This is a genomic window from Tritonibacter sp. SIMBA_163 (assembly GCF_046535935.1).
Lineage (GTDB): Bacteria > Pseudomonadota > Alphaproteobacteria > Rhodobacterales > Rhodobacteraceae > Epibacterium > Epibacterium scottomollicae.
The window spans coordinates 110341-122692 of record NZ_JAWJBP010000003.1 but is presented as its reverse complement, the minus strand read 5'-3'; the positions used below and the strand labels follow the sequence as shown (position 1 = coordinate 122692).

General features: G+C 62.5%; 10 protein-coding genes, 1 other RNA gene and 1 riboswitch. Of the genes, 6 read left to right on the top strand and 5 right to left on the bottom strand.

What is annotated here, in order from left to right:
* Positions 1-48 precede the first annotated feature (48 nt).
* Entirely contained in the window at positions 49-732 is a 684-nt protein-coding gene (locus tag R0J92_RS07490; RefSeq protein ID WP_411051248.1) for a pentapeptide repeat-containing protein, read from the top strand.
* Between the two features lie 191 nt (positions 733-923).
* Here the strand turns inward: R0J92_RS07490 and R0J92_RS07485 are convergent, their stop codons facing one another.
* The 3 genes from R0J92_RS07485 to nudC form a co-directional block, all read right to left on the bottom strand.
* Positions 924-2987: a putative bifunctional diguanylate cyclase/phosphodiesterase gene (locus R0J92_RS07485; protein WP_411051247.1), complete on the bottom strand. Its 2064-nt coding sequence runs from the start codon at positions 2985-2987 to the stop codon at positions 924-926.
* Positions 2988-3207: 220 nt separating this feature from the next.
* Entirely contained in the window at positions 3208-3675 is a 468-nt protein-coding gene (locus tag R0J92_RS07480) for an SRPBCC family protein (protein WP_411051246.1), read from the bottom strand.
* Between the two features lie 70 nt (positions 3676-3745).
* Positions 3746-4729 carry an NAD(+) diphosphatase gene (gene nudC, locus R0J92_RS07475; RefSeq protein ID WP_411051245.1) on the bottom strand — a complete coding sequence of 328 codons (984 nt, stop codon included), beginning with the start codon at positions 4727-4729 and terminating at the stop codon, positions 3746-3748.
* Between the two features lie 272 nt (positions 4730-5001).
* Here nudC and R0J92_RS07470 point away from each other — a divergent pair, with 272 nt between their 5' ends.
* From R0J92_RS07470 to R0J92_RS07460, 3 genes are all read left to right on the top strand, one after another.
* Positions 5002-6900, top strand: coding sequence for a 5'-nucleotidase C-terminal domain-containing protein (locus tag R0J92_RS07470; RefSeq protein ID WP_411051244.1), 1899 nt, complete (start codon positions 5002-5004; stop codon positions 6898-6900).
* 75 nt (positions 6901-6975) lie between these two features.
* An RNA gene (gene ffs / locus R0J92_RS07465) (signal recognition particle sRNA small type) lies at positions 6976-7074 on the top strand.
* A 122-nt stretch (positions 7075-7196) separates the two neighbouring features.
* Positions 7197-7438: riboswitch (cobalamin riboswitch) on the top strand.
* 121 nt (positions 7439-7559) lie between these two features.
* Positions 7560-7958, top strand: a complete 399-nt coding sequence (locus R0J92_RS07460; protein ID WP_411051243.1) for a hypothetical protein — start codon at positions 7560-7562, stop codon at positions 7956-7958.
* Positions 7959-8039: 81 nt separating this feature from the next.
* Here R0J92_RS07460 and R0J92_RS07455 read toward each other — a convergent pair whose 3' ends face one another.
* Positions 8040-8570 (bottom strand): dual specificity protein phosphatase family protein, encoded by a 531-nt coding sequence (locus R0J92_RS07455; protein ID WP_411051242.1) that lies wholly within the window; start codon positions 8568-8570, stop codon positions 8040-8042.
* A 252-nt stretch (positions 8571-8822) separates the two neighbouring features.
* Here R0J92_RS07455 and R0J92_RS07450 point away from each other — a divergent pair, with 252 nt between their 5' ends.
* Positions 8823-10646 (top strand): DNA polymerase III subunit gamma/tau, encoded by a 1824-nt coding sequence (locus R0J92_RS07450; protein ID WP_411051241.1) that lies wholly within the window; start codon positions 8823-8825, stop codon positions 10644-10646.
* 67 nt (positions 10647-10713) lie between these two features.
* Here the strand turns inward: R0J92_RS07450 and R0J92_RS07445 are convergent, their stop codons facing one another.
* Complete coding sequence (locus R0J92_RS07445) at positions 10714-11259, bottom strand: cysteine hydrolase family protein (protein ID WP_411051240.1); 546 nt, start codon at positions 11257-11259, stop codon at positions 10714-10716.
* Between the two features lie 82 nt (positions 11260-11341).
* Here R0J92_RS07445 and R0J92_RS07440 point away from each other — a divergent pair, with 82 nt between their 5' ends.
* Positions 11342-12265 (top strand): GlxA family transcriptional regulator, encoded by a 924-nt coding sequence (locus R0J92_RS07440; RefSeq protein ID WP_411051239.1) that lies wholly within the window; start codon positions 11342-11344, stop codon positions 12263-12265.
* Positions 12266-12352: the final 87 nt, after the last annotated feature.

The following is a 12352-nucleotide window of genomic DNA, read 5'->3' as shown; positions in this document are numbered from 1 at the left end:
ATATGGAGCGACAAATCCAATCGGCGCGGTAGAGCGGTTAGGTATGACATGGAAACCGAAACGACAGTCTCCAATCAAAATCTCCGACGTTCCGACCTGGAGCGCATCGTAGAGACCGGCGAGGTCGCGCGTCTCGAAGACTGTGATCTCTCCGAACTTGATCTGGCGCGGCTTGAATGCTCCGGCTGGCAATTCGTGCGATGCAACCTGAGCCGAGTATCCTTCAATGGCGCACAGCTTGAGGAGGCCGGTTTCGTCAACTGCCGGGCTGGTGGCAGCAGCTTTATCGACGCTTCCCTGCAGGAGGCCGAAATCGAAGGCGGAGATTTCAGCAACACGGACTTCAGAGGAGCGACGCTGACCTCTGCCGAACTGCGCCAATGCAAGATGACAGGCGCGGACTTCACCGATGCACGTACGCTCGGGCTTCAGCTGGAAGCAGTGCTATTGCGATTTGCGATCCTGCCGAAGCTGTCCTTTCGGAAAACAACCTTGAAGGACGTGGATTTCACGGAGGCCGACCTCAGAGGCTGTGACTTCCGTGATGCTGTTTTCGAGGCAAGTTCGCTGCGCGATGCCCATCTGCCTGAGTGCCGGTTCGAGGGTGCCGACCTACGCGGCGCCGATCTGGGTGGAGTAAAGCTCACGGATGCCCGACGTTTCGCAGGGGCCGTGATCTCAAAGCGACAGGCCGCTGATCTGCTGGGCCAACTTGGACTGACGGTCCTGTAGCGCGCGCCGCACCCTCAGTGACATCGGCTCTTGTGAGTGCGATCTGCAACGACGCAGGAGGCCCGCGTAAGGCCCAATTTCAGTGCGCAGGCCTCCCGCCAGCCTGGCGCAACCGCGCATGCCGGATGTGGACAGGATGTGAAGACCAAGCCACATTCAGATCAGGCCCGATTTCCTCTTAAACAAAGGCGTCAGGCCACATGCGTCGCCGTCTCGGTATCCTCATTCTGCTCGCAGGCGATCAAACGCATATCATCGCGTGTCATCGGCTGACCAAAGTAAAAGCCCTGCACGGAGGCGCAGCTTTCGCCGCGCAAGAAGTGCAGCTCGTCTTCGACCTCGACCCCTTCGGCGAGCACCGGAATGTCCAGCGCCGCGCCAAGAAGCAGGGTTGAGCGTACGATAGCGGCCCGCTGCGCATCCTTGTGCACATCCTGCACAAAGCTGCGGTCGATTTTGATCTTGTCGAACGGAAAGGCCTGCAACGTGGCAAGCGATGAATACCCTGTGCCGAAATCATCCATGGCGATACGGATACCAAGCGCCTTGAGCTTGTGCATGACCTTTAGGGTATGCGCCTGATCGTCAATGATACTTGCCTCCGTGATCTCCAGCTCCAGCCTCTCTGCGCTGACGCCGGTTTCCATCAGGATATCCATCACGTCCTCGATGAAGGAAGGCTGCACCAATTGTTGTGGCGCCACGTTCACGGCAACGCTGAAGGGGCGACTCCAATTGGCGGCTTCACGGCAGGCTTCGCGCAGCACCCATCGGCCGATATCGCGAATAAGCCCGGTTTCTTCCGCGACCGGAATGAACTCATCCGGCGAGATCCGACCACGCACCGGGTGGTTCCAGCGCAGCAGCACCTCGAACCCAACGGGCGCCAACGTTTCAAGCGCATTCTGCAGCTGATAGACCAGCTCGAATTCATCCCCCTGAAGTGCCAGACGTAGATCATGCACCATCTGGGTCTTTTCACGACTGCTGCGATCCATCTCTGCGTTGAACGTGCAGATGGGCGTGTCCGGTTCTGATTTGGCCCGATACATGGCGACATCGGACTTATACAGCAAACCTTCGGGATCGCGGCCATCCTCCAGCGTCGTGGCGATTCCGATGGACGCACCGACCCGCAGCGAGACCTCCTCAAGATCAATCGGCTCGATGATTTCAGCATGCATACGCTCGGCAAAGCTCAGCACTTCTTCGATACGGCGAAAGCCCTCTTTTATGGCCACAAACTCGTCGCCCCCAATTCGGGTAAGATACTCCCCCTCGCTCAGCTGCCGGGTCAGGCGTTGCGAGACCTGCATCAGCACGGTATCGCCAACAGCATGGCCATAGACATCATTCACCTCCTTAAAGAGGTCGAGATCGATGGTCATGATGGCAACCCGTGCGACTTCGTTCTCGTTCAGCCGGAGTTTGAGGGCTTCCAGCCTGCGGGTAAGCCACATGCGATTGCGCAAGCCGGTCAGCGGATCATGCATCGCCGCAAGTTGCAGCTGATTGCGGGTCTCGTCCTCCATATTCACCTCGATGCTGGCGGAGGCGACCGCAATCAGCAGGATGATCCCGGTGACACCGAAGATAAGCATCGCCATTGCCGCTTCAGACATGGCCTTTGGCGGCACCTCGACAGCAGAATCCAGACGTATTTCGATCGCGCTCATGCCGGTGAAATGCATGAGACAGATCGCAACGCACATCAGCAGCGCAGGCAAAATCCGCCCGCGCAATCCGCTCCGCTGTCTGGCGATCCCCCAATAGGACGCCGCCCCGAACCCGATGCCCAGAAGCACTGACACCACGACAGTTCCCAAGCGCCAGTCGATGGTGCCGGGCAGCTGATAGGCCTGCATCCCCACGTAGTGCATCGCCGAGACTGTCAGCCCGAAAATCGCGCCCGCCAAGATCGGTCCAACCGCACCGCGCGCGAAGGCGAGCCCCGCGTTGGCGGCTAGCGAGCCAAGCACTCCGACTAGAAGCGACACCCCGGTCAGTACCGGCTCATATGCGTGGTCATAGCCCGGCTCATAGGCCAGCATCGCGATGAAGTGGGTCGACCAGATCGTGGCACCCGTGACCAAGCCGGCCAAGGGCAGCTGCACCAGACGCCGTTTTCCGGTCCATTGGGTCAACCGTGTCGACATATGCGCGGACAGGGCCGAGCCGACGATACAGATCAGGGCCGCGACCGCGACAAGACCATAGTGGTGTTCCTGCGTGATGCAGTCCAACAAGCGGTACATTTGTGTTTCCTCAGGCCGTGCCGTCCATGCTCCGACCCTGAGGTACGCTCCTTAACAAATGTTCTAATCGGTTGTGGAAAGGCGTAAAAAATGCATACAAATATAGTCTTTTTCAGCCACAAATTGGCCTAGGGTCAGAGCCCCGAGGTTTGCTCTCACAAATATACTGATCGGTCCAAGCGCAGGCGGCCCTGCTGGTCCAGGTGTTTTCTTTTGCACATCAAGCAGATCGGGCCCGACGCTCTTCGGTCTGCCTTGCAAATTCGGCCACGCGCGTGCGGAATTTGCGGTTAAGCTTATTACGCGCCAGTTTTAGCGATTGCAGCAGCAGACGTGCCGCCAGGGTCTTGGGCTTAAGATCCACCCGGACGGTCATCCGCGTCCGTTGCGCAGACAGCGCCATCAAGTCCACCTTCAGATCACCGCTCATGCCGTTCCCGACCGCTGCAAAGGAAATCGTGTTTGGAACGTCGTAGTCGGCGACATCAATCCGTACCCGGCGTTCTGACCCGCGAAAGTTAAAAGTGACATCCCAGTACAACCCGTCGCGTGGCGCCGCAGTGTCGCCATGGCGTTGCACATCAACACCACGCCGAATCGCGGAGCGTTCGAAGCTTTCAAAATCCGAAATTGCCACGAACAGGTCCTGGATCGGGCAATCTGTGTCTTCTTTGGTTTCGAAATGCATAAGCGATGGAGCTCCGTAGCGTTACAACCAGCCGCAAGTGCGACCGCCGGACATTCCTAAACTATGTCGGTTACCCGAGTGTGTCCGCAACCCAGTTTTCCAATAGAAACCCCGCAATTGCACCTTTGCGTGGCGCGCGCACTTTTGGATGGTCGCCGGCGATCGCATCCATGACCTCCTGACGGGTCAACCAGATCGCATCTTCGATTTCTGACGGATCAATGGCGATTTCATCATTCAGGGCAACGCCGTGACAGCCGAACATCAATGACATTGGAAATGCCCACGGCTGGCTTGCAAGATACCCGACGTCGCCAACCTGGATGCCGGATTCTTCCAGAACCTCGCGCCGCACGGCGGCCTCCAGCGTCTCCCCCGGCTCGACGAACCCTGCCAGAAGCGAATACATCCCTTCTGGCCAGCCAGGTGAGCGGCCCAGCAACACGCTATCCCCCCGCGTGATCAGCATGATCACCACGGGATCAGTGCGCGGGAAATGGGCTGCGCCACAACTTGGACACCGACGCTGCCACCCGGCTTGCTCGATCCGGCTGGCCGCACCGCAGCAGGCGCAAAACCCGTGTGTTGCATGCCAACCCAGCAAGGCCTTCGCGGTCGCCGCCAGCTCCGCCTGTCGCGGTGTAAGCCGTGTCATCACGGCCCGCAGCTCTGCAAAAACATGGGTCGATGGCAAATCGGGGTGACGCTGTTCGCTGGGATCGAGAAACGTATCAAGCGTAGACAAGTCGGCTTCTTCCGGCTCCCATTCTCCCAGATCGAGGGCAAAATACCCCGCGGCCTGCGCACCGCGCCCGAGAAAGATTGCCTCTGCCCGCCGCTGCGCCACCAGCGGGTGGCTGGTTGGCAGAAACGCTAGCCCCGCCGCATGATCCTGTCCGGTATCATGCAGGCAAAGCGGCTTGCCCCGCCACAGGAGTACAACCAACGCCTCCGCTGTCGACCATATCCGATCCAGCTCTTCGGGAACGGTCCGCAGATGGGCTGCGCGATCCAGGCCGCTACCGCCGAATGTGACTTGCTCTGCCCGTTTCATACCTGCCTCGCTGTTTGCATGTCACACCGGGTTCTCGCGCCCTGCCTCGATGCGGGCGACGGCGACAACACGGTGTTTTACACAGGCGATGCCGCATTCCCCGAAGCGACTCAAGCAAAAATGCCACGCTTCACAAAAACTCGAAAAAAGCGCGACGTGAGGGTTCCGCGCAACGCTTAAGCCTGCTCTTCTCGACGTTAACTAATTCGAGAAGCCCCGGAACGCCCCGGACATGGTGGCAAACGGTGCCGACGACTGGCGATGAATGGCGCATGATGACTGGATCCGACCAAGGCCCCACAGGGACGAATGGGGCCGATGAAGACGTGACAGAGGTGCCAGCGCGCCTCCGATTGCTTGCGACGTCTGATGTACACAGTCACCTCCTTGGCCATGATTATTATGCGGACACCCCTCATCCGGGCATCGGTCTGAGCCGGACTGGAAGTCTGATCGCCCAGGCGCGTGCCGAAGTGGCGGCAGAAGGCGGCATCGACTTGCTTGTCGACAATGGCGATTGGCTTCAGGGCTCACCACTGGCGGAAACTGATGCCGCAAACCCCGACGCACCTCCGCCTGCCATCCACGCATTTGATATACTGCGCTATGATGCAGTCGGACTGGGAAATCACGAGTTCAATTTTGGCCTCGACACGCTGAACCGCGCATTGCGCGCGCTGCCGTGCCCTGCGATTTGCAGCAACGTACACCCCTGCGCGCCTGACGTTGCATTGCATGTGAAACCGCACCTGATCCTGTCGCGCCGTATTCCGGGCGCTGCGGCGGATGCGCCCGAGGTGCGCGTCGGCCTGTTCTCCGTCCTGCCACCGCAAACCCTGTTGTGGGATGCCGACCACCTCGCAGGGCGTGTGCGCATCGACGATATGGTCGACAGCGCCCGCGCTGCCATTGCAACGCTTCGTTCAGCGGGCGCTGACGTGGTGATCGCCTTGGCGCATACCGGGCTTGCGGCAGCCCAGGCCGCGCCCGGAATGGAGAACGCCCTGCGCCCGCTCTCACACTTGCCAGGCCTCGATGCTGCGGTCGGCGGGCACACGCATCTGCTGCTGCCTTCGGCCAATGGTTCCGAGGACGGATTGGGCGTGCCTGTTGTGATGCCCGGCTCCAGCGGCTCTCACCTCGGCGTGGTGGATCTGTTTCTGGAGCAGACCGCGGACGGCTGGCAGGTGCAGCATGCGACCTGTGACCTGCGCGCGGTGAGCACCCGCTCGTCAAAAGGTCTGCAGCCGCTCGTACCCGAAGCGCCAGAGATGGTCGCAGGCCTTGCCACGGCGCACACCCGCACCCGCGCCGATATGGCAACCCCGGTTGGAACCTTGTCAAAGCCGCATCATTCCTACTTCACCTTCTTTGGAGAGGATCGGGCTCTGGCGTTGACGGCACAAGCGCAGGCCGCTGCGGTTCGCCCATTTCTCGAAGCTTCACCGCATGCTGAGCTGCCGCTTCTTTCCGCTGTGGCACCGGCGAAATTCGGCGGGCGGGCCGGGCCGCTTAACTATACGCATGTGCCCGCTGGCAAGGTGTCCCGACGCCATGTCGCCGACATTTATATCTACCCGAACGAGCTGCGCTGCGTGATTGTCAACGGTGCCCAGCTGACGGACTGGCTGGAAATGTCGGCCGGGCTGTTCAATCAGCTGACCCCGGATATGCCAGGGACCCTGCTGGCCAACCCGGATCGTGCGGGACATAATTTCGATGTGATTTTTGGGCTGGAGTATGAGATCGACCCAACCGCCCCCGCGCGTTTTGATGCGGACGGGCGACCGGTCAGCGATGCGCCGGGACGTGTCAGGGACCTGCGCTGGAATGGGGCACCCCTGCGACAGGACCAACTGTTTGCCGTTGCCTACAACAGCTATCGCAGCAGTGGCGGGGGCAACTTCCGCATGCTGGAGGACGCTCCGACCTTGCAACTTGCGCCGATGATGATCCGGGATGCGGTCACGGCCTATGTGACCGGTGCAGTGCAAAAGGACCCGCTGGCAACACTTCCCTACCCCTGGCAGCTCCGTCCTGACCTAGGGGTGCAGGCGGTCGCCATCACCGGCCCCGGCGCACGCAGTTTCCTCTACGAGTTGCCGGACCACGTCGCCGCCAGCGCCACGGCAATGGAAAGCGGCTTCCTGTCGCTGACCCTGGATCTCTGAACGGACACGGCAGACCTGCCAGGAATCCCACGGCGCCGGGTTGTCATCATTCCATCATTTCCCTATATCGGGATTCGAGGGGTTGGCGCGGGCAAGCGCCTCGCCAACCTGGTCAGGTCCGGAAGGAAGCAGCCACAACGAGCCCCGCTTGGGTCGATGTCCAACCTCTCACTTCACGAAGCCCCGCCATTGGCGGGGTTTTGTGTTTAGAAGACCCCGCCGTATCTCTCGCCCGCCTGCGTGCGAGTATTATGCAGCTGCAGCGATAACATCGTTGACGACTCGGCGGGCAGCTCGCTACCCATATTGGTGATGGTTTCCAGCCGGCCCGCTTTGGCTGTTTGGAATGAAAAGGGAACATGGTGAGGCGACGGGTAACAGACCCAGACCCAAGTCCATGACTGCCCCCGCAACTGTAAGCGGCGAGCAACCCGGTATGACCACTGGTTCCAGAGGCCAAGGCGGCCAGTTGGACCGGGAAGGACCGGCACGCAGCGACCCGCAAGTCAGGAGACCTGCCATCACCGAAAGAACCTGAAACCGGGCGGGGTGTCCTGGATGAGGTCTGATGGCACGCCGCAGGTTCACTGCATCCCCGCTGCCAACGGTCTCTCCTGCCGCACCGCCCCGACATGATACTTTGTGCGGAGGGCACTTTGATGGAAAATCCCGAACAGACACATGATTTTGTGGCGACAACCTGTATGCATCTGGGCCGCCCCTGCCCGGCGGCAGAGCGTATGTTGCGTGCCCTTGCCGGAGCGCTTGACCGCGCACGGGCCGTCACCCGTGACGATTTTGAGATTTCGGGCGATAGCCAGCTCGACGGCTGTGAAAAAGCCTGTCCGGCGCGGTTCGCCGCCAGTCATGATCGCATCCGGGTGTTCTGTGATGTCTCAGCGACCACCGAGACCGAAACACTGGACCGGTTTGCCGATGCCATGCTGTCGCCGGACATGGCCGATCTGTCGGCCCGCAGTGCGGCAGAGGTGCCGCGCGCCTTTGGTGAAGCCCGGCCCCTCAGCCTGACACGCGCCGAAACCATTGTGCCGATGTAGCCTCCCGCGACCCGGCCAGAGCGCCTGCCGCTCCACGCGAACATCCAGCCCTGCCGATCAGCTAGAGCTGCCATCGCGCGACTAAGGGGCGCTGCGAAGCCCTTGGGCCCAGATCAACTGCGCATCGGTTTCCACAGCGCAGGGGCGCTGCGCCCGCAATCGTGCCAATGCGGCATCCGGGCGCTCCCCGCTCTCGATCATCAATCGCAAGGCAACCATACCGGAGCGCCCGCAGCCGCCCCTGCAATGCACCAGCACTCGACCGCCACCTGACATCGCCTGACGCGCCAACGCGCTGACATCGGCCCAGCGATCCTGCATGTCGTCGCCAGGGGTTTGAAAATCATCCACAGGCAAGTGGAACCAACGACTGCCGAGCCCCTGAAGATCGCTGCCGATATTCTCGACCCCCAGGATGACGTGCTCCACGCGGGTGGTCATCGAGATTACGATCGAGGGTTTCCATTCTCCGATCAGTCGAAGATCACCAGCGTAATCGCCCCCTGCCCCAGGTGCCTGGCTGAGCGCAAGAATGCCGTCACCAATCGACAGCGCATGAAGCACAAGAGGTTGCGCAGCCGGGTGCGGCTGCAGTTCAGAAGCACTCACCATTTAATCTCCCCCCCGGGAGGCGCGACCCTAAACCCGCGATACAGTACAAGATACCATAGCCTCGGCAAGCAGCTGATCGGTAGCCTTTTTTGCACGCGGCCAGATTCACCCTGCTCAGTGTGCGCCTTGTAACACGCAGGCCGCGCAACAGCGGTGGACGAAGCGCGCGGTGCCGCTTAGTTTGCACGGGATCATTTCGGCGCCGTCCACGAATCCGGGCAGCGCCCCTCAAAGACCATCCGAAAGGCCCTCATGAGCGAGCATAGCCCCGAGACCGCCCCCGCCCCGCAAGGCGGACAATATCAGGTTCTGGCACGCAAGTACCGGCCCGAGACCTTTGCCGATCTGGTTGGTCAGGACGCCATGGTGCGCACGCTGAAGAACGCCTTTGCCGCGGATCGGATCGCTCAGGCCTTCATCATGACCGGCATTCGCGGCACCGGCAAAACCACCACCGCGCGGATCATCGCCAAAGGCATGAACTGTATCGGCGAGGACGGTACCGGCGGCCCCACCACGGAGCCTTGTGGCAAATGCGAGCATTGCCTGGCGATCATGGAGGGGCGCCATGTGGACGTGATGGAGATGGACGCCGCCTCGCGCACCGGGGTTGGCGACATCCGCGAGATCATTGACAGTGTGGCGTATCGTGCGGCGTCGGCCCGCTACAAAATCTACATCATCGATGAGGTGCACATGCTGTCGACCTCCGCCTTCAACGCGCTGTTGAAGACGCTGGAGGAGCCGCCGGCGCATGTGAAATTCATCTTTGCCACCACCGAGATCCGCAAGGTGCCGGTGACGGTGCTGTCGCGCTGTCAGCGATTTGACCTGCGCCGGATCGAGCCGGAGGTGATGATCGCGCTGCTGCGCAAGATCGCCGGGGCCGAGAGTGCCGAAATCGCCGAGGATGCGCTGGCGCTGATCACCCGCGCCGCCGAAGGCTCGGCCCGCGATGCGACCTCGCTTCTGGATCAGGCGATCAGCCATGGTGCGGGTGAGACGACGGCGGAGCAGGTCCGGGCGATGCTGGGGCTGGCCGACCGGGGCCGGGTGCTGGATCTGATGGACATGATCCTGCGCGGCGACGCGGCGGCGGCGCTGACGGAGCTGTCCGGGCAATATGCCGAGGGCGCCGACCCGATGGCGGTGCTGCGCGATCTGGCCGAGATCACCCATTGGGTTTCGGTGGTGAAGATCACGCCCGATGCCGCCGACGATCCAACCATAAGCCCGGATGAGCGGTCGCGCGGTCAGGACATGGCCAGCCGCCTGCCGATGCGGGTACTGACGCGCATGTGGCAGATGCTCTTGAAGGCGCTGGAAGAAGTCGCCGCCGCACCCAATGCGATGATGGCGGCAGAGATGGCGATCATCCGCCTGACCCATGTCGCCGACCTGCCCTCGCCCGAAGAACTCGTGCGCAAGCTGCAGGATACACCGCCGCCTCCGCCGCCGGGTCCAGGCGGCGGACACCCCATGCAGGGCATGGGGTCGCCTGCGGCGGGCGGGGGGGGCGGGGCTCCGGCTTACGCCTCCGCCCCGCCGCAGGGCGCCCCCGGCGGTGGCCCCAATGGCGGGCATACGATGTCGGCAGGGGGCGGGCAGGCCGCCGCAGTGGCCCCGCGCCTCGACAGTGCATTGGCGCGGTATCCGAGTTTTGAACATGTGATCGAGCTGATCCGCAAACACCGCGACGTGAAACTGCTTGTCGAGGTCGAAGGCGGCGTGCGGCTGGTGTCCTACCAACCCGGGCGGATCGAATTCACCCCTGCTGCGAAGGCTCCGCAAGATCTGGCAGCCCGCCTGGGCACGGCGCTGCAGAACTGGACCGGCAGCCGCTGGGTGGTCTCCATCGCCTCGGACGGCGACGCGCCGACCATTGCGGAGCTGCGGGATGCCGCCGAAAACGCCCTGCGCGAGGAGGCCTCGACCCATCCGCTGGTGCAGGCAGTGCTGAAGAATTTTCCCAGCGCCAAGATCACCAAGATCCGCACGCCTGAGGAGCTGGAGGCCGAAGTGCAGGCCGAGGCCCTGCCCGAGGTCGAGGACGAATGGGACCCGTTTGAGGAATGAGATCAGCCCCGCGAAGGCTTCGGCGTAGATTTCGCGGGGCTGAACGGGCAGCTGTGGTCTGCTCGCCCTATGCGAGGTGGGCGGCGGTCTGGGTCACTGTCGCATAGCTCATCGCCAGCGGTGCCATAAAGGCGGCATGCACCTGTTCAGCCGGGACCGTGACACCGCCGAACTCCATGGCGCGGGCGGCGCAGGCATCCTCGACCACGGTCACCGCAAACCCCAGATCCGCCGCAGCGCGGGCGGTGGCGTCGATGCACATCTGGCTCATCGCTCCGCAGAGGGTAACGGCCTCCACCCCGGCCTCGCGGAGCAGCTCCAGCAAACCCGTCTCATAAAAGCTGTTGGGCCGGTGCTTGGTCAGCACCACTTCGCCCTCGATGGGCGCAACAGAGGCATGGATTTCAGCACCCGGCATGCCAGAACGGAAAAACGGCGCCTCGGACGACGGGTTCTCGTGCCGGATGTGCACCACAGGGTCACCGTTCACCCGTGCCGCCGCCAGCAGGCGCGCCGCATTGGCGCTGGCCGCGTCCATCTTGTGCAGCTCCCAGTCGCCACCGGGGAAATAATCGTTCTGGATATCCACCAGGATCAGTGCCGTCCTTGGCATGGTCATACTCCTTTGTCTGATCTGTCCCGGCGAGATTGGCGCAGGTTGACTGCCGCTGCACTTGGCGCATATGCCTAACATCATGCAGGTTACGCCAAACATGCCGATCATCTTGCTGGACGCGCCGGGTGCGCAGCGCGCGGCGCTCTGGGGACTGCAGGATCTCTTTGCGCTGGTTCCAAGACTGGACCCCACATGCACACCGCTGGATGTGCGCATTCTTGCACCGGACGCGCTGCCGCAGGCACCAGTGGCGGCTTTCGTATTCGCCCCCTCCATCGAAGGCACACGGCCCGTGCCCGATCATCCGCTGGTCGCCTGGGCCGTGCAACAGCACGCGCAGGGGGCGCTGGCCTGTTCGGTCTGCGCGGGGGCATTCTGGCTGGGTCAGGCGGGGCTTCTGTCCCAGCGCCCAGCGACCACCCATTGGGCGCTGGAGGAGGAGTTTCGCCAAAGCTTCCCGGATGTGCGCCTCGCACCGGAGCACATCCTCGTGGACGACCACGACGTGATCACCGCTGGCGGGTTGATGGCCTGGACCGACCTCGGCCTGCATCTGACCGGACGTTGGTACGGGGCCGAGATGGTCTCGCGTCTGGCGCGGCACCTGCTGGTCGACCCCGGCGGGCGGGAACAGCGGGCATATTCCACCTTCGCCCCACCCCGTCAGCACGGGGACGCGGCGGTGCTGCTGGCGCAGCGGCATATGGATCAACAGTTTGGCACCGCGCTCACGGTGCCAGTGCTGGCGACTGTGGCCGGCCTGTCGGAACGCTCCTTCGTGCGGCGGTTCACTGCCGCCACCGGCACCCCGCCCGCGAGCTACCTGCAAGCGTTGCGCGTCGAGAAGGCACGCGGCGCGCTGGAGCGCAGCCAGGCCAGCATCGCCCAGATCGCCTGGGACGTGGGCTACCGCGATGTGCCCGCCTTTGCCCGCGCCTTCAAATCCATCACCGGCCTCACCCCCGGGGCGTATCGCAGCCGGTTTCGCACGCCCATGAGCTGAACCGGCCCAATTGGACTGCGTTTGCAGCCTGCATTTGGGCTTTGCCCTTGCCTGCGCGGGGTGGCGCACGTATCTAACAGGGCAGAC

What these genes read in the sequence shown, in the direction of transcription:
- R0J92_RS07480 (WP_411051246.1), bottom strand. Translation starts at nt 3,675, where the DNA reads ATGCATTTCGAAACCAAAGAAGACACAGATTGCCCGATCCAGGACCTG.
- R0J92_RS07455 (WP_411051242.1), bottom strand. Translation starts at nt 8,570, where the DNA reads ATGGTGAGTGCTTCTGAACTGCAGCCGCACCCGGCTGCGCAACCTCTT.
- R0J92_RS07490 (WP_411051248.1), top strand. Translation starts at nt 49, where the DNA reads ATGGAAACCGAAACGACAGTCTCCAATCAAAATCTCCGACGTTCCGAC.
- R0J92_RS07445 (WP_411051240.1), bottom strand. Translation starts at nt 11,259, where the DNA reads ATGCCAAGGACGGCACTGATCCTGGTGGATATCCAGAACGATTATTTC.
- R0J92_RS07440 (WP_411051239.1), top strand. Translation starts at nt 11,342, where the DNA reads ATGCAGGTTACGCCAAACATGCCGATCATCTTGCTGGACGCGCCGGGT.
- R0J92_RS07470 (WP_411051244.1), top strand. Translation starts at nt 5,002, where the DNA reads ATGATGACTGGATCCGACCAAGGCCCCACAGGGACGAATGGGGCCGAT.
- R0J92_RS07460 (WP_411051243.1), top strand. Translation starts at nt 7,560, where the DNA reads ATGGAAAATCCCGAACAGACACATGATTTTGTGGCGACAACCTGTATG.
- nudC (WP_411051245.1), bottom strand. Translation starts at nt 4,729, where the DNA reads ATGAAACGGGCAGAGCAAGTCACATTCGGCGGTAGCGGCCTGGATCGC.
- R0J92_RS07450 (WP_411051241.1), top strand. Translation starts at nt 8,823, where the DNA reads ATGAGCGAGCATAGCCCCGAGACCGCCCCCGCCCCGCAAGGCGGACAA.
- R0J92_RS07485 (WP_411051247.1), bottom strand. Translation starts at nt 2,987, where the DNA reads ATGTACCGCTTGTTGGACTGCATCACGCAGGAACACCACTATGGTCTT.